Origin of the sequence: Mesorhizobium sp. ES1-1 (assembly GCF_020164785.1) — a bacterium.
GTDB lineage: Bacteria > Pseudomonadota > Alphaproteobacteria > Rhizobiales > Rhizobiaceae > Mesorhizobium.
In genome coordinates, this window is record NZ_JAIUGX010000007.1 from 85,308 (window position 1) to 101,911 (window position 16,604).

A 16,604-nucleotide genomic window follows, 5' to 3' on the forward strand; every position below is an offset into this window, starting at 1 on the left:
TGACACCGAGCTTCGCAGGCGGGTCGCGATTCGGGCCGACCGATGCAATCGATTCGCCCGGACAACTCACAAAGAACGCTTGGTAAAGCGTGGGACAAAAATAGAACAGATACGAATACCACTTATTTTACAGCAGTTTAGACCCTCTTGCCAAATGAGAACAAAAAAGGTACAAAACGGCAGGGATTACGGATTGTCCGGCCTTCATTTACGACCACGGGGTAATGTATCATGGCTCAGAATTCTTTGCGGCTTGTAGAGGACAAAGCGGTGGACAAATCAAAGGCTCTTGACGCGGCTCTGTCGCAAATCGAGCGGGCTTTCGGCAAGGGCTCGATCATGCGGCTCGGCGCGAACGAGCAGGTCGTTGAAATCGAAACCGTTCCGACCGGCTCGCTGGGCCTCGACATCGCGCTTGGCGTCGGCGGCCTGCCCCGTGGCCGCATCGTCGAGATCTACGGGCCGGAAAGCTCGGGCAAGACGACGTTGGCCTTGCACACCGTGGCGGAAGCCCAGAAGAAGGGCGGCATCTGCGCCTTCGTCGATGCCGAACATGCGCTGGATCCTGTCTATGCCCGCAAGCTTGGCGTCGATCTCGAGAACCTGCTGATCTCGCAGCCCGACACCGGTGAGCAGGCGCTGGAGATCTGCGACACGCTGGTGCGTTCCGGGGCGATCGACGTGCTGGTGGTCGATTCGGTCGCGGCTCTGACGCCACGTGCCGAAATCGAAGGCGAGATGGGCGATTCGCTGCCCGGCCTCCAGGCTCGCCTGATGAGCCAGGCGCTGCGCAAGCTGACCGCTTCGATCTCACGCTCCAACACCATGGTCATCTTCATCAACCAGATCCGCATGAAGATCGGCGTCATGTTCGGTTCGCCCGAGACGACGACCGGCGGCAACGCGCTGAAATTTTACGCTTCGGTGCGCCTCGACATCCGTCGCATCGGCTCGGTCAAGGATCGCGACGAGGTCGTCGGCAACCAGACCCGGGTCAAGGTGGTCAAGAACAAGCTGGCTCCGCCCTTCAAGGTGGTCGAGTTCGACATCATGTATGGCGAGGGCGTGTCGAAGACCGGCGAACTGGTCGACCTCGGCGTCAAGGCCGGCGTTGTCGAGAAGTCCGGCGCGTGGTTCTCCTACAATTCGCAGCGTCTCGGCCAGGGCCGCGAGAATGCGAAGCTGTTCCTGCGCGACAATCCCGACACGGCGCGCGAGATAGAGCTGGCGCTACGGCAGAATGCCGGACTGATCGCCGAGAAGTTCCTTGAGAATGGCGGTCCTGAGCGCGGCGAGGACGACGGTTTCGAGGAGGAATCCGGCGCTATGTAGAAGGCAAGGCTGGCGTCGATCGTCGTCAGTCTGCGTCTGACAGTTTGAGTACCTGGCGTCCCAAACCGCCGGCCCCTGGGGCCGGCGGTTTTGCTTTTTGACTTCGAAGCACTGAGGCGCGGATCGTCGGCAAAGGCAGCGATTTGGACCAATTCCGTGTTTCTGGACAGGGTGCGGTGCGACCGCTAAAAGGCCAGTCTATCTTCCAGACGCAGAGCCCATTTTCCGTTGGCTAGTCCCACGGTCTTCTCGAAAAGGCAGCATTCATGAGTGGCGTGAACGAGATCCGGTCGACATTCCTCGACTATTTCCGGAAGGAAGGTCACGAGATCGTCGCGTCGAGCCCGCTTGTGCCGCGCAACGACCCGACGCTGATGTTCACGAATGCCGGCATGGTGCAGTTCAAGAACGTCTTCACCGGCCTCGAGAAACGTCCCTATTCTCGGGCCTCGACTGCCCAGAAGAGCGTCCGCGCCGGCGGTAAGCACAATGATCTCGACAATGTAGGCTATACGGCTCGGCACCTGACCTTCTTTGAGATGCTCGGCAATTTCTCCTTCGGCGACTATTTCAAGGAGCGCGCAATCGAGCTTGCCTGGAACCTGATCACTAGGGAATTCGGTCTGGACAAGGACAAGCTGCTGGTCACCGTCTATCACACCGATGACGAGGCGGCCGGCTTCTGGAAGAAGATCGCCGGCTTTTCCGACGACCGCATCATTCGCATCGCGACCTCGGACAATTTCTGGGCGATGGGCGACACCGGTCCCTGCGGGCCGTGCTCCGAGATCTTCATCGACCGGGGCGACCACATCTGGGGTGGCCCTCCCGGCAGTCCTGAAGAGGACGGCGACCGGTTCCTCGAGTTCTGGAACCTGGTCTTCATGCAGTATGAACAGGTGACGAAGGAGGAGCGGATCGACCTGCCGCGGCCGTCCATCGACACCGGCATGGGCCTTGAGCGCATGGCTTCCATCCTGCAAGGCGTGGAGAGCGTGTTCGAGACCGATCTGTTCCGGCACCTCGTCGACGCGGCATCGTCCGCGCTGGGACAAGGTCCCGACAAGGAGACGGTCGCATCCTTTCGCGTCATTGCCGATCACCTGCGGTCGTCTTCCTTCCTGGTGGCCGACGGCGTGCTGCCCTCGAACGAAGGCCGTGGCTACGTGTTGCGCCGCATCATGCGCCGTGCCATGCGCCACGCGCAGCTGCTCGGGGCCCGGGAGCCGCTGATGTGGAAGCTGGTGCCGGCGCTGGTGCGCGAGATGGGGCAGGCCTATCCGGGGCTGGTGCGCGGCGAACAGCTGATCACCGAGACGCTCAAGCTGGAGGAGACACGCTTCCGCAAGACGCTGGTGCGCGGTCTCGGCCTGCTCTCGGAGGCGACGGAAACTCTACATGCGGGCGACATGCTGGATGGCGAGACGGCGTTCAAGCTCTACGACACCTACGGCTTCCCGCTCGATCTGACGCAGGACGCGCTGCGCCAGCGCGACATCTCCGTCAATCTTGCCGGCTTCAATGAGGCGATGGAGCGCCAGAGAACGGAAGCGCGCGCTCATTGGGCGGGCTCTGGCGACGCAGCCACCGAGACAATCTGGTTTGCGGTGCGCGAGAAGGTCGGCGCAACCGAATTTCTCGGCTACGAAACCGAGCAGGCTGAGGGCCTGATCCAGACGCTGGTCAAGGACGGCAAGAGCGTCGACAGCGCCGGCGAGGGCGATGCCGTGGTGATCGTCGTCAACCAGACGCCTTTTTATGCCGAGTCCGGCGGCCAGATGGGTGATACCGGCATCATCTCCGGCGAAGGGTTTTCGATCGAAATTAAGGATACGCAGAAGAAGGCCGACGGGCTGTTCGTCCACATCGGCAAGGTGGCGAGCGGCACGGTAAAGGTGGGCACGGCTGTCGAATTGAAGGTCGACCACGGGCGCCGGTCCAGGCTGCGCGCCAACCATTCGGCGACACATCTGATCCATGAGGCGTTGCGCGAGGTACTTGGCACCCATGTCGCGCAGAAGGGCTCCCTGGTGGCCCCGGAGCGCCTTCGCTTCGACATCTCGCACAACAAGCCGATCTCTTCCGAGGACCTCGAAGAGGTCGAGCGCATGGCCAATGAGATCGTCGTCCAGAACAGCCCGGTGAATACGCGCTTGATGTCGGTCGACGATGCCATCGCCGAGGGCGCGATGGCGCTGTTCGGCGAGAAGTATGGCGACGAGGTGCGCGTCGTGTCGATGGGCACCGGCCTGCAGGGCGCCAAGGCCAACCGGCCTTATTCCGTCGAGCTCTGCGGCGGGACGCATGTCAAGGCGACCGGCGATATCGGCCTGGTGCGCGTCGTCTCGGACAGCGCGGTCGCCGCCGGCGTGCGTCGCATCGAGGCGCTGACCGGCGAAGCCGCACGCAAATATCTCGATGAGCAGGACAGGCGGCTGAAGGCGGCGGCGGCCGTGCTGAAGATCTCGCCCGCCGACGTGCCGGCGCGGGTCGAGGCTCTGCTGGAAGAACGCAAGAAGCTCGAAAAGGACCTGAGCGAAGCGCGCAAGAAACTGGCGCTCGGTGGCGCCGCCGCCGCTGGCACCTCCTCGGAGAACGAGACGGTCGCCGGCGTCGGCTTCCTCGGCAAGGCGGTCTCCGGCGTCTCGCCGAAGGATCTGAAGCCGCTCGCCGATGCCGGCAAGACCTCGCTTGGCTCCGGGGTCGTCGTTTTCGTCGGCGCCGGCGAGGACAACAAGGCAAGCGTCGTGGTCGGCGTCACCGAAGATCTCGTTGGGCGCTTCAGCGCCGTCGACTTGGTGCGCGTCGCCTCCGCCGCGTTGGGCGGGCAGGGCGGTGGCGGGCGGCCTGATATGGCCCAGGCCGGCGGTCCCGATGCATCTAAGGCCAATGATGCGATTGCGGCGGTCAAGGCGGCACTCGAAGCCGCCTGAAAGCATGACATGAATGTTCTTGTCCTCGGTGGCTATGGTTTGATCGGGGACGCTGTCGTCGAACGTCTGCTTCGAGACGGTCATCATGTGGCCGGCCTTGGCCGCAATATCAGGGATGCCGGGCGGCGTCGGCCGGCGGTTCGCTGGATCGCGGCGGACATGTCGAAACTGCTCGCCACCGAAGACTGGCTGCCCGTGCTTGCGGGGATGGACGCGGTCGTCAATGCGGCAGGCGCCTTGCAGGACGGACCGCGTGACAGCCTCGACGCGATCCATCGCGGTTCGTTGGCAGCGCTGCTCGCGGCTTGTGAGCAGGCCGGTGTGTACCGCTTTGTGCAGATCTCGGCGGTCGGCGCCGATCTTGGCTCACTGGATCCCTTCTTCAGCACAAAGGCGCAAGGCGACATGGCCGTCACAAGCTCGTCGCTGGAGTGGACGATCCTGCGGCCGGGCCTGGTGATCGCGCCGGCCGCTTATGGCGGAACCGCACTTTTGCGGGCCCTCGCTGCCTTTCCGTTTTTTGTCCCCGCCGTCATGGCGCGCCAGCCGATCCAGACCGTGGCGGTGACGGACGTCGCCGAGGCGGTCTCGCGCGCGGTTGCCGGATCTCTACCGCCGCGCCTGGCGATCGATCTCGTTGAAACCGAGGCTCGATCGCTGGCTGATGTTCTCGCATCCTTCCGGGCATGGCTTGGCCTTCCGCCGGCCCGCATCGTGGCGATGCCGGCCATCGCCGGCACGCTTGCCGCCGTGATCGCCGACGGTCTAGGCGTGCTTGGCTGGCGATCGCCTTTGCGCAGCGCAGCCCTGGTCGCGCTGCAGCGCGGCGTAACCGGGGACGCCGGACCCTGGAGCGATGTGAGCGGCCACCCGCTTCAGCCTCTGGAAGCGACGCTGGCTGCCATGCCTGCCCACGTTCAGGAGCGATGGTTCGCCCGCCTATGGCTGCTGAAACCGGTCGTGTTCGGCGTGCTCTCCCTGTTCTGGCTGGTCTCCGGCATCATCGGCCTTGTCAGACAGGATACTGCGGCTGACATTCTGATCTCTCATGGCATATCGCCGGCCTTCGCGCTCATACTGGTCATTGCCGGAAGCATTGCGGACATCGTTGTTGGAGCCGCTGTTCTGGTGCGGTCCTACGCGCGTCTTGCCCTGGCTGGAATGATTGCAATCACCTTGGCCTATATCGGCGCCGCTACCGCATTTGCGCCCGATCTATGGGTCGATCCCCTTGGCGCAATGGTCAAGGCGATACCCGCGCTTTGCCTTGTCCTGGTGGCCCTGGCGATTCTGGACGAGCGATGAGCATTTGGGCCGACACTTTGCGCTGGCTGCACATCATCGGCGCCGCGGTTCTATTCGGCACCGGCGCCGGCATCGCCTTCTTCATGCTCATGGCGCAACGCAGCGGCCGCGCCGACATCGTCGCTCATGTCGCGGGAACGGTCGTCGTCGCCGACACCATTTTTACGGCCACCGCCGTCATCATGCAGCCAATCACCGGCGTGCTGCTGGCGCGGGCCATAGGCTGGCCGCTGTCCGAAGGCTGGATTATCCTGTCCCTCCTGCTCTATGTCGTCACCGGCCTGTTTTGGCTGCCGGTGGTCTGGATACAGATTCGCATCCGCAACCTGGCCCGGCAGGCGGCCATCGACAATCGCCCACTGCCGCCTGAGGAAAAGCGTCTGTTCCGCATCTGGTTTGTGTTTGGCTTTCCGGCTTTTGCCGCCGTGCTTGCCATTCTGTGGCTGATGGTCACCAGGCCGGAGATAGTGTTCTAGCCCTGGGCCTTTGGCTCGTCCGGCGCGCCGCTCAACCGGCTGTTTCGGACGTGTCAAAGCTCACTCCAGCGCCATCCGCGCAATGCGCACATAGACGCTGTGGTCCGCGCCGTAGAAGATCGGCTTGATCATCGGTAGGCCTTCTGGCGCCTGGCCCAAAAAGCGAAGGCTCTTTCGGAGCCTTCGTGCAATGCTGGCTCTTACGCCATCGCCTTCTGCAAATTCTCGTCGATCTTGTCGAGGAAGCCGGTGGTCGAGAGCCAGGGCTGGTCCGGGCCGATCAACAGCGACAAATCCTTGGTCATGAAGCCCGATTCGACCGTCTGGATGCACACTCTTTCCAGCGTCTCGGCAAAGCGTTTCAGCTCGGCATTGTCGTCGAGCTTGGCGCGGTGTGCGAGGCCGCGCGTCCAGGCGAAGATCGAGGCGATCGAATTGGTCGAGGTTTCCTCGCCCTTCTGGTGCTGGCGATAGTGGCGGGTGACGGTGCCATGCGCGGCTTCGGCTTCGACCGTCTTGCCATCCGGCGTCATCAGGACAGATGTCATCAGGCCGAGCGAGCCGAAACCCTGTGCCACCGTGTCGGACTGGACGTCGCCATCATAATTCTTGCAGGCCCAGACATAGCCGCCCGACCATTTCAGGCTCGACGCCACCATATCGTCGATCAGGCGGTGCTCGTACCACAGCTTCCGCGCCTTGAACTCTGCTTCGAACTCGGCCTCGTAGACCTCCTGGAAAATGTCCTTGAAGCGGCCGTCATAGGCCTTGAGAATGGTGTTCTTGGTCGACAGGTAGACCGGATAATTGCGCAGCAGGCCATAATTCAGTGAGGCGCGGGCGAATTCGCGGATAGACTCGTCGAGATTGTACATGGCCATGGCGACGCCGGAGCCGGGCGCGTCGAATACGTCATGCTCGATCACCTGGCCGTCCTCGCCTACGAACTTGATCGTCAGCTTGCCCTTGCCGGGGAAGCGGAAATCGGTGGCGCGGTATTGGTCGCCGAAGGCGTGACGACCGACGATGATCGGCTTGGTCCAGCCGGGGACCAGGCGTGGCACGTTCTTCATGATGATCGGTTCGCGGAAGATGGTGCCGCCGAGGATGTTGCGGATGGTGCCGTTCGGCGACTTCCACATTTTCTTCAGCTTGAACTCCTCGACGCGCTGCTCGTCGGGGGTGATGGTCGCGCATTTCACGCCGACGCCGTATTTCTTGATCGCGTTTGCCGAATCGATCGTCACCTGGTCGTTGGTTGCGTCGCGGTGTTCGATGCCGAGATCGTAATATTCAAGCTTGAGGTCGAGATAAGGGTGGATGAGCTTGTCCTTGATGAACTGCCAGATGATGCGGGTCATCTCGTCGCCGTCGAGTTCGACGACCGGGTTCGCCACCTTGATCTTCGCCATGAAAGAATGCCTCGTTGCTGGGATTGGGACGGCCTCGCCCGCTTGGCGTTGGGCCGGAGATGCCGCTCGTATATCAAAGCGCTTTTGACCGCGCAAACGGCGATCGGTCTGGAATATGAAGCCATTGTCGACATTTGCGAATGCTTCATTTTCACGGCCGAATATGGCAGGGGACGCTGAAATGCCGCAAACAGCAGTTCATTGACGATCATGCCAGCCACCGAAGACATTTCTCAACACTCCGCCGTAGGCCCGGCCATCATCCTCGTCGAGCCTCAGCTTGGGGAGAACATCGGCATGGTGGCTCGCGCCATGGCCAATTTCGGCTTGGCCGAGCTGCGCCTGGTCAACCCGCGCGATGGCTGGCCGAGCGAGAAGGCTCGCGCGGCTGCCAGTCGGGCCGATCACGTCATCGATGCCGTGAAGGTGTTCGACGACCTTGGCTCGGCACTTGCCGATTTGAACTTCGTCTTCGCCACGACGGCCAGGCAACGCGATGGGTTCAAGTCCGTGCGTGGACCGGTGGAAGCCGGCAGGATGCTGCGGGCTCGCCACGATATGGGGCAGCGCACAGGCATCCTGTTCGGCCGCGAGCGCTTCGGTCTCTACAATGACGAGGTCGGCCTTGCCGACGAGATCGTCACCTTTCCCGTCGATCCCGACTTCTCCTCGCTCAACATCGCCCAGGCCGCGCTGCTGATGTCCTATGAATGGATGAAGTCGGGCCTCCAGGACGAGACGAAGACCAACTTCACCGGTCCGGAGATGAAGCCGGCCAGCAAGGAAGAATTGCATGGCCTGTTCGCCTATCTGGAGGGCGCGCTCGAAGCGCGCGGCTATTTCCGGCCCGCGCCCAAGAAGCCGAAGATGGTGGACAATCTGCGCGCCGTTCTGACGCGCGCCGGCTTCGCCGAGCCGGAACTCAAAGTGCTGCGCGGCATCATCTCGTCGCTCGACAGGTTCTCGCCCGCCATGCCGCGTGGCGACGGTTCGCCGGGCGACGATCCACGGCGTTTGCCGGCGGCCGCCGCACGCGCGCGTAAGGCCGAGGCGGCTTCTCGGACGCACGGGGCCACAAGCGACGATGAGGATATGCCGCTCGGCGGCAAGGGGACCGATAATGGCTGAGCGGCCGATCCTGATGTTCGATTCCGGCATTGGCGGCCTCACCGTGCTGCGCGAAGCGCGGGTGCTGATGCCTGACCGTCGCTTTGTCTATGTGGCCGACGATGCGGCGTTTCCCTATGGCGCCTGGGAAGAACCGGCGCTCAACGCGCATATCCTTGGCCTGTTCGGTGAGTTGCTGGACAGGTTCCAGCCGGAGATTTCGGTCATTCCCTGCAATACGGCGTCGACACTTGTGATCGACGCATTGCGCGATAAATTTCCGGGCCACCCCTTTGTCGGCACCGTGCCGGCCATCAAGCCCGCCGCCGAGCGCACACGCTCCGGGCTCGTATCGGTGCTGGCGACGCCTGGCACGGTCAAACGCCAGTATACGCGCGACCTGATCGGCAAATGGGCGCAGAAATGCCACGTGCGGCTCGTCGGTTCGGACCGCCTGGCGCCGCTGGCTGAAATCTACATGCGGGAGGGGTTCATCGACGAGGAGATCGTGCGTGAAGAAATCGCGCCTTGCTTCGTCGAGATGGATGGTGCGCGCACCGACATCGTCGTGCTCGGCTGTACCCACTATCCCTTCCTGGCCAACCGCATGCGCAAGACCGCGCCGTGGCCCGTGGATTGGATCGACCCGGCGGAAGCGATTGCGCGGCGCGCCATGTCGCTGTTGGCGCCCGTCGACGGCCCGTTGCCGATGGGCGAGCCCGACATTGCCGTCTTCACCTCGGGCAAGGTGGACTTCGCCACCAGCCGGCTCATGCAAGGCTTTGGCCTGAGCACCCGTTAGGCCGGTTCGAAGACGATGCTGCGTTGCTCCGGATCGGCCGAAACGAGCCGGAGCGTCACCCCGTCGCCTTCTGTTGAGCCAGGCGCTTTTACATTCGCAACGATAGGCATGTCGCAAAGCTGGACGCGGAAACGCTGATCGGCGACATCGGTGACAACCGCCTTGAAGATGTCGCCCTCGCGTCCCTTCAGCATCACCGCCTCGGCAAGATCGATGGCAGCGTGCGTTATCCTGGAGGCGCGGGCATCTGCACGGCCCATGACCTTCGGCAATCTGGAAAACGCATCGTTCACGGCCGGTGGAACTGGCTGGCCGTTGGCGATCGCCAGCGCGCAACGCACGACATATCTGTCGGCCAGCCGCCTCAGCGGCGCGGTGGCGTGGGCATAGGTAGCGGCCATGGCCTCGTGCCAGGGGAGGACGCCTTCCTTGTAAGCTTGGTACGACGCGCCGGTGCCGGCATGGCGTATCTCGAGCATCAGCGCGGCCTGTTGCTTGTTGCCCGCGTCCAAGGTCCGTTGATAGTCACTCAGACTGGTCGAAGGGGGCCAGGACAGCCCAAGCGCGCGGGCCGCGTTGCGCAGTCTTTGCACCGCCGAGGCATCCGGCGGCGCCATTACGCGGAACAACCCAGTCCGGTGTGCTAGCATGGCGTCGGCGATCGCCATGTTGGCGGCCAGCGACAGCGCCGCATTGTCCTTTTCGGACTGCAGCTGCGGTCTGAAAGCAAGCTGGAATGTGCCATCGGCGAGCCTTTGCACCTCCTGCTCGGGCGGGTCGACGCGGGAAGCGCCGCGGCGCTCCTCGTTGATCGCCATGCGCCGCGCGATCTCGGCGAAGCCCGTCGGAACGTCGGCGACCCGCACGCTGTCATAGGCGAGCTTGGCGCGGCTGCGGATGACCGCTCGCTCAGCGCCGTCCAGTTTCACCCCTCCGTTCATGGCGACGCGAATTGTGAAAACGATCGCGGGTCGTGGTCCGTCCGGCAACAAGCTTGCGGCCCGCTCGGCGATCACAGGCGGATAGAGCCCGGCTCTCCCGTCGGGCAGGTACACCGTCTCACCTCTTGCCCAGGCTTCCAGATCGACGGCGTCGCCGTCCTCGACAAACCAGGCTACGTCGGCAATCGCATAGTGCAACAGAAGATCGCTGCCGCTCTCGACGATCGCAAACGCCTGGTCCAGATCGGTTGAACTCGCCGGATCGAGCGTCACGAAGGACACCGCCGTTCGATCGGCATGCTCGTTGGGGATTCGTTTGGCCGCAGCCTCTGCGGCCTCCATCACGGCTACCGGAAACCCATCGGGCACGTCGAATTCGGCGCGGATCTTTGCCAGTCCGTCGGCAAGTGCTCGTGAGGGATCAGACAGTGATTTCATGCTGCCGTCCTACACTGGCGGTCAGAACGCGGGAAGGTGCCAACCCGTATCGGACGATCGTATCGCTGGTAAGAAAAAGCCCGCGGCGACTACCGCGGGCTTTGCCGCCCTGTCAGGGCAGGCTTCGATTACCAGCAGCGCCGTACCTTGTAGCGGACGACGTGCCTGTGGCCGTGCCGCCAGACTACTTTCTTCTTGATCACGACACGGCAAGCATGGTGGTGCCGGTGTCCCTGCCAGTGCCTCGCCTCGGCCGGCGCAGGAGAAACGGCCATCGTGCCGGCCAAGACCGCTACGCCTGCCAACGAAAGAAAGAACTTCCTCATAATCTGACTCCTCTAGCTCCAGTCCCTTCCTGGTGCCGTAGGCGCTAAAGCTCCCGCCAAATCCGGCACGCATCAACGCCGAAAACGTGATATGGTTGCGGTTCGCCACGCCATGCGAAAGCTTGACACCGGTTAGATCTCGGTTTAACCAGCCGCCATCACCGGGCAGCGATGTCCGGTGTTTCTTTTGTATATGCAAGGTCGGTATCAGATTGGTACCCGTCTTGTTTGAAATGACGTGTCCCGTGGGTTTTCCGCCGCGTTGCGTGGGAAAACCCTGTCAGGTCTCGAAAACGGAGGCCAGAGGAGGGCGCGTTTCCTTCACCCGCACCATGAGGTTCCGGGTGTGTTTGTTTTGAAAGGGAATGCGATGAGCAAGCGCGAATCCGCGAAGTACAAGATCGACCGTCGTCTCGGCGAAAACATCTGGGGCCGGCCGAAGTCCCCGGTCAACAAGCGCGAATACGGTCCCGGCCAGCACGGCCAGCGCCGCAAGGGCAAGCTTTCCGATTTCGGTCTGCAGCTGCGCGCCAAGCAGAAGCTGAAGGGTCACTATGGCGACGTTTCGGAAAAGCAGTTCCGCAAGGTCTATGAAGAGGCCGACCGCCGCAAGGGCGACACCTCGGAGAACCTGATCGGCCTGCTCGAGTCGCGTCTGGACGCGGTCGTCTACCGCGCCAAGTTCGTGCCGACCATTTTCGCGGCCCGTCAGTTCGTCAACCACGGCCACGTCAACGTCAACGGCAAGCGCGTCAACATCGGCTCGTACCGCTGCAAGCCGGGTGACGTCATCGAAGTACGCGAGAAGTCGAAGCAGCTGGTCATCGTTTTGGAAGCCGTGGGCCTTGCGGAACGCGACGTGCCCGACTACATCGAAGCCGATCACAACAAGATGGTCGCGACCTTCTCGCGCATCCCCGGCCTGGCGGACGTTCCGTTCGCGGTGCAGATGGAACCGAACCTGGTCGTCGAATTCTATTCGCGCTGATCTGCTTCTCTCCGACACATCATCGAAGGCCGCCCGTCGAGGCGGCCTTTTCTTTGTCGGCCACGTCGGCTAATTCCAGGCGCGACGAAGTACCGACCGTCGTTGCTCCAGGATTTTGGAACTGACGCCATGAACATGATGAAAGCCATCGAGGCGTTGGAGCCTGCCGCCGACGGCGAGGGCGGCTTTCATCCGCTGTTTGCCGATGTGCCGTCTTCGGTCGAATTCAACAAGTTGCGCAAGCGGCTGCTTCGGCTTACCCGCCAGGCGATAGACGATTTCGCGATGGTGACTCCAGGACAGCGCTGGTTGGTTGCCCTGTCGGGTGGCAAGGATTCGTACGGCCTGCTCGCAATATTGCTGGATCTCAAATGGCGCGGGCTGCTGCCGGTCGACTTGCTGGCCTGCAATCTCGACCAGGGCCAGCCGGATTTCCCCAAGCACATCCTGCCCGACTATCTCGACAGGCATGCCATTCCACATCGCATCGAATACCAGGACACCTATTCGGTCGTGACCGACAAGCTGCCCCAGGGTAGCACCTATTGCTCGCTTTGTTCGCGGCTTAGGCGTGGCAATCTCTATCGCATCGCGCGCGAGGAGGGGTGCTCGGCCCTGGTGCTCGGCCACCATCGCGAGGATATCCTGGAAACCTTCTTTATGAACCTGTTTCATTGCGGCAAGCTGGCAGCCATGCCGCCGAAGCTACTCAATGACGAGGGCGACGTCATGGTGCTCAGGCCGCTGAGCTATTGCGCCGAAATCGACCTTGAGAAATTCGCGGCGGCGATGCGGTTCCCGATCATTCCCTGCGACCTCTGCGGGAGCCAGGAAGGCCTGCAGCGCAATGCCATGAAGGCCATGCTCGACGATATTGAAAAGCGCATGCCTGGCCGCAAGGAAACGATGCTGCGTGCGCTGTCCAACAGCCGCCCCTCACATCTGCTCGACAGAAAGCTGTTCGATTTTGCAACCCTCAACGAAACCCTTACCACCGGGCAACCCGATGACATTTGACGATACCGCGATCGACTGGCTCGCCGGGCTCCTGTCCGACGCAGCGCAGGCCGAGATCATGCCGCGCTTTCGCCGGCTGGGCGACGGCGACATCCGCCAGAAGACCTCCGCTGCCGATCTGGTGACCGAGGCCGATGTCAACGCCGAGCGGCTGATCACCGCGCGCCTGCTCGAGCGGTATCCCCGAGCGATGGTCGTCGGCGAGGAGGCTTGTTCGGACAATCCGGCGCTTCTTGATGGCCTGGGCGACGCCGATCTGGCTTTTGTTGTCGACCCGGTCGACGGCACATTCAATTTCGCGTCCGGAGTGCCGTTGTTCGGCGTCATGCTGGCGGTCGTGGTCAAGGGCGAGACCGTGGCCGGTATCATCCACGACCCGGTCGGCAAGGATTGGCTGATCGGCGTCAGGGGCGGCGGCAGCCATATCAGGCATGCTCATGGCACTCTCGAGAGAGTGCGGGTGGCGGCGGGCGCACCGATCTCGCAAATGACCGGCGCGGTCTCCTGGCAATATATGGCAGAGCCGGACCGCACGCGGCTCGCTTGCAACCAGACCAAGACGCTGTCGCAGTTCCATTACCGCTGCGCCGCCCATGAATACCGCCTGTTGGCCAGCGGCCATGGCCATTTCGTCGTCTACAACAAGCTGATGCCATGGGATCACCTGGCCGGTGTGCTGATCCATTCCGAGGCCGGCGGCCACGCCGCGCGCTTCGATGGTACGGCCTACCTGCCGTCGCATGTCGGCGGTGGTCTCCTGGTCGCTCCAGACAAGGAAAGCTGGCAGGAACTGCGACGCGAACTGTGGGCTGAGTAGGATGAAATAGCCGCGGCGGGCGCCTGAACCGTAGGCTTGTTCGGTCAAGGCTTAATGTCCTCAAGAGGGGTGTTTCGAGTGAAGCCTCGGTGCGCAATTTTTGCCTCGACTCTTGCCACAATCTTGTTCGCGAACGCCGATGCGGCAATCGCGCAGGAGCGCCCCTGTCGCAGTCGCGATCCCATCGACACGATCAAGGAGATGTCGGAGGCTATCTATGCTTGTTGGAAGCCGCCACCCGGCACCGCGGGCATGTCCGTGACCCTACAGTTCTCGCTTCGCCGTAACGGCACGTTGATCGGCAAGCCTCGCGCCACTTATTCCGACCTGGGAGACGATCAACAGCTCAGCCGGGCGTTCATGGCATCCATCCTGAAGGCACTCGACGAGGCCCTGCCGTTGCCCTTCTCGGACAGCATGGGTGGAGCAATCGCGGGACGGATGCTTGTTCCTCGCTTTACAGCGGCGCTAGAAGGTACATCCTAGGCAAGACGTATCGCATGACAAATGGCAGCGATACGCACAAACAGCAATCAATGCAGGTCGGTGACGTGCCCTGAAACAGGTGCATTTTGCGGCCGGAACATCTTGCCGCGCTCGGCGATGAGGATCATCAGCAGCGCTGCGACAGAGACACTGCAGAATCCGGCGGCAAGCGGCGTCACCGTGCCGTTGAAAGCCTGGCCGATCAGCGTGCCCAGAATACCGCCGAGAAACGTCTGCATGAAGCCCAGGATGGACGACGCCGTGCCGGCCAGCTGGCCGAGCGGCTCCATGGCAAGCGCATTGAAATTTGCACCGAGGGCGCCGAAGGGAAGCATGGCGCTGGCAAAGAAGGCAACGAATAGCCAGAGCGGCATCTTCATTTCCAGCGAGACGACCAGCCAGACCAGGCTGATGACCAGAAACAGCAGCAGCGCGCTCTGCGACAGGCGGCGCATGCCGATACGGCCGACGAGGCGCGAGTTCAGATAATTGGAGAAGGCGAGCACGCCCGCGACCGCCGCGAAGATGACCGGGAACATCTCGCCGACTTGGAAAATGTCGATATAGATCTGCTGTGCCGAGGCGATGAAGCCGAACATGGCGGCGAAGATAAAGGTGCTGGCGAACGCGTAGCAGATGGCTATGCGGTTGGTGAGCACGATGCGGAAACCGCCAAGGATGGATGACGCCGTCAGTGGCCGGCGATACTCTGGATGCAGCGTCTCAGGCAGGCGCAGCAGCGACCAGGCGGATACGAGGAGCGCCCCGACGGCCATGGTGACGAAAATCCAGTGCCAGGTGGCGAACAGCATGATGAACTGGCCGATGCCGGGCGCAATCACCGGTATCGCCATGAACACCATGAAGATCAGCGACATCACCTCCGCCATGCGCCGGCCGTCGAACGTGTCACGCACGATCGAGACGGCGATGACGCGGGTGGCGGCGGCGCCCAGGCCCTGAACGAACCGGCACAACAGAAGTGTTTCAAAGCTCGGTGCGATGGCAGCGGCTGCGGCAGCGGCGACGTAGATCACCAGCCCCGCCACCAGCGGCGCGCGACGACCGAAACGGTCCGACAGTGGGCCGAAGACCAACTGGCCGCCGCCAAAGCCCAAAATGTAGGCTGTCACCACATATTGCCGGTGGTTTTCATTCTCCACGCCGAGCGACGCGCCGATCTGCTGCAGCGCCGGAAGCATGATGTCGATGGCCAGCGAGTTCAGCGCCATCAAAGCCGCGCAGAGCGCGATGAACTCCCAGCGCGGAATGGGCAGCTTGCGTGCCGATCGCTGCGCTGTCGATTGCTGGTCCACGGCAAGTCCGATCTCTGAAAACGAAAATGCGCCGGCGGGCCGGCGCATTGCCTCGTTCTGGTCCCGATATCAGGGACATGAAAAATTGCCGGGAATGATTCCTCGGCGCCTGATGCAAGTCTCGATCGACATGCACCGATGAAGTTCAGGCGGTGGCTTTGACGCTGACGCCCTTCTCGACGAGGAACGTCTGCAGTTCGCCCGCCTGGAACATCTCGCGGATGATGTCGCAGCCGCCCACGAACTCGCCTTTGACATAGAGCTGAGGAATCGTCGGCCAGTTGGAATATTCCTTGATCCCCTGGCGCAGCTCGGCCGAGTCAAGGACGTTCACGCCTTTGTAGTCGGCGCCGATGTAGTCGAGTATTTGGACGACCTGGCCGGAGAATCCGCATTGCGGGAAGCCGGGCGTGCCCTTCATGAAAAGCACAACCTCGTTCGTCTTCACTTCATTGTCGATGTAGTCGTTGATACCGCTCATGGAATATCCTTTCACGCCTGTGGGAGTCAGGCTCGAAGCATTCCTTTCAAATAAACCCATAGAGTGCCCGAAACAAGACATTAGCCGCGCAGCCCGAGAAATGGCGCAAAGGATGGGCCGCCTTGGGCCAAGAGCTTGTCGGCGGACCTCTCAGTCCGGTACGCTGGTCTGCAGGGCGAGCGCATGCAGCACACCGCCCATATTCCCCTTCAGCGCGTCATAAACCATCTGGTGTTGCTGCACGCGGCTCTTGCCGCGAAAGCTCTCGGCAACCACCTCCGCCGCGTAATGGTCGCCGTCGCCTGCAAGATCGCGGATGGTTACCTGGGCGTCGGGAATGCCGTCCTTGATCAGTTTTTCGATGTCGTGGGCGTCCATTGCCATGGCGAAATTCCTGTTTCGGGCGGGCAGCTAGGCGGCAGCCCGT

At 62.4% G+C, this 16,604-nt stretch carries 15 protein-coding genes; 10 read left to right on the top strand and 5 right to left on the bottom strand.

The window, feature by feature from the left end; genetic code table 11:
* Window positions 1–231: 231 nt before the first annotated feature.
* From recA to LB513_RS13710, 4 genes are all read left to right on the top strand, one after another.
* Window positions 232–1,332 carry a recombinase RecA gene (gene recA, locus LB513_RS13695; RefSeq protein ID WP_112561417.1) on the top strand — a complete coding sequence of 367 codons (1,101 nt, stop codon included), beginning with the start codon at window positions 232–234 and terminating at the stop codon, window positions 1,330–1,332.
* Between the two features lie 266 nt (window positions 1,333–1,598).
* Window positions 1,599–4,265, top strand: a complete 2,667-nt coding sequence (alaS, locus tag LB513_RS13700) for an alanine--tRNA ligase (RefSeq protein WP_224664047.1) — start codon at window positions 1,599–1,601, stop codon at window positions 4,263–4,265.
* Window positions 4,266–4,274: 9 nt separating this feature from the next.
* Complete coding sequence (locus LB513_RS13705; RefSeq protein WP_224664048.1) at window positions 4,275–5,570, top strand: SDR family oxidoreductase; 1,296 nt, start codon at window positions 4,275–4,277, stop codon at window positions 5,568–5,570.
* On the top strand, window positions 5,567–6,046 hold the full coding sequence (locus LB513_RS13710) for a DUF2269 family protein (protein ID WP_224664049.1): 480 nt from the start codon (window positions 5,567–5,569) through the stop codon (window positions 6,044–6,046). The genes LB513_RS13705 and LB513_RS13710 overlap by 4 nt, the downstream gene beginning before the upstream one ends.
* A gap of 200 nt (window positions 6,047–6,246) precedes the next feature.
* On the opposite strand, the gene LB513_RS13715 is transcribed toward LB513_RS13710, so the two are convergent.
* On the bottom strand, window positions 6,247–7,458 hold the full coding sequence (locus tag LB513_RS13715) for an NADP-dependent isocitrate dehydrogenase (protein WP_224664050.1): 1,212 nt from the start codon (window positions 7,456–7,458) through the stop codon (window positions 6,247–6,249).
* A 210-nt stretch (window positions 7,459–7,668) separates the two neighbouring features.
* On the opposite strand from LB513_RS13715, the gene LB513_RS13720 reads away from it, so the two are divergent.
* Both LB513_RS13720 and murI read left to right on the top strand, forming a co-directional pair.
* Window positions 7,669–8,586 (top strand): RNA methyltransferase, encoded by a 918-nt coding sequence (locus tag LB513_RS13720; RefSeq protein ID WP_224664051.1) that lies wholly within the window; start codon window positions 7,669–7,671, stop codon window positions 8,584–8,586.
* Entirely contained in the window at window positions 8,579–9,367 is a 789-nt protein-coding gene (gene murI, locus LB513_RS13725; RefSeq protein ID WP_224664052.1) for a glutamate racemase, read from the top strand. Before LB513_RS13720 ends, murI begins: the two co-directional genes overlap by 8 nt.
* On the opposite strand, the gene LB513_RS13730 is transcribed toward murI, so the two are convergent.
* Window positions 9,364–10,746 carry an RNB domain-containing ribonuclease gene (locus tag LB513_RS13730; protein ID WP_224664053.1) on the bottom strand — a complete coding sequence of 461 codons (1,383 nt, stop codon included), beginning with the start codon at window positions 10,744–10,746 and terminating at the stop codon, window positions 9,364–9,366. The genes murI and LB513_RS13730 overlap by 4 nt on opposite strands.
* A gap of 696 nt (window positions 10,747–11,442) precedes the next feature.
* On the opposite strand from LB513_RS13730, the gene rpsD reads away from it, so the two are divergent.
* The 4 genes from rpsD (at window position 11,443) to LB513_RS13750 (ending at window position 14,380) form a co-directional block, all read left to right on the top strand.
* Window positions 11,443–12,060, top strand: a complete 618-nt coding sequence (rpsD, locus tag LB513_RS13735) for a 30S ribosomal protein S4 (protein ID WP_224664054.1) — start codon at window positions 11,443–11,445, stop codon at window positions 12,058–12,060.
* 129 nt (window positions 12,061–12,189) lie between these two features.
* A complete protein-coding gene (ttcA, locus tag LB513_RS13740) occupies window positions 12,190–13,077 on the top strand; it encodes a tRNA 2-thiocytidine(32) synthetase TtcA (RefSeq protein WP_224664055.1) in 888 nt (295 codons plus the stop codon).
* Window positions 13,067–13,894 (top strand): inositol monophosphatase family protein, encoded by an 828-nt coding sequence (locus tag LB513_RS13745; RefSeq protein WP_224664056.1) that lies wholly within the window; start codon window positions 13,067–13,069, stop codon window positions 13,892–13,894. Before ttcA ends, LB513_RS13745 begins: the two co-directional genes overlap by 11 nt.
* A 252-nt stretch (window positions 13,895–14,146) precedes the next feature.
* A complete protein-coding gene (locus tag LB513_RS13750) occupies window positions 14,147–14,380 on the top strand; it encodes a hypothetical protein (RefSeq protein ID WP_224664057.1) in 234 nt (77 codons plus the stop codon).
* Between the two features lie 47 nt (window positions 14,381–14,427).
* Here the strand turns inward: LB513_RS13750 and LB513_RS13755 are convergent, their stop codons facing one another.
* The 3 genes from LB513_RS13755 to LB513_RS13765 all read right to left on the bottom strand — a co-directional run bounded on the left by LB513_RS13755 (window position 14,428) and on the right by LB513_RS13765 (window position 16,561).
* Window positions 14,428–15,744 (bottom strand): multidrug effflux MFS transporter, encoded by a 1,317-nt coding sequence (locus LB513_RS13755; protein WP_263482115.1) that lies wholly within the window; start codon window positions 15,742–15,744, stop codon window positions 14,428–14,430.
* A gap of 97 nt (window positions 15,745–15,841) precedes the next feature.
* Window positions 15,842–16,177: a Grx4 family monothiol glutaredoxin gene (grxD, locus tag LB513_RS13760; RefSeq protein ID WP_224664058.1), complete on the bottom strand. Its 336-nt coding sequence runs from the start codon at window positions 16,175–16,177 to the stop codon at window positions 15,842–15,844.
* 150 nt (window positions 16,178–16,327) lie between these two features.
* Window positions 16,328–16,561 carry a BolA/IbaG family iron-sulfur metabolism protein gene (locus LB513_RS13765; RefSeq protein ID WP_224664059.1) on the bottom strand — a complete coding sequence of 78 codons (234 nt, stop codon included), beginning with the start codon at window positions 16,559–16,561 and terminating at the stop codon, window positions 16,328–16,330.
* Between the last annotated feature and the right edge of the window lie 43 nt (window positions 16,562–16,604).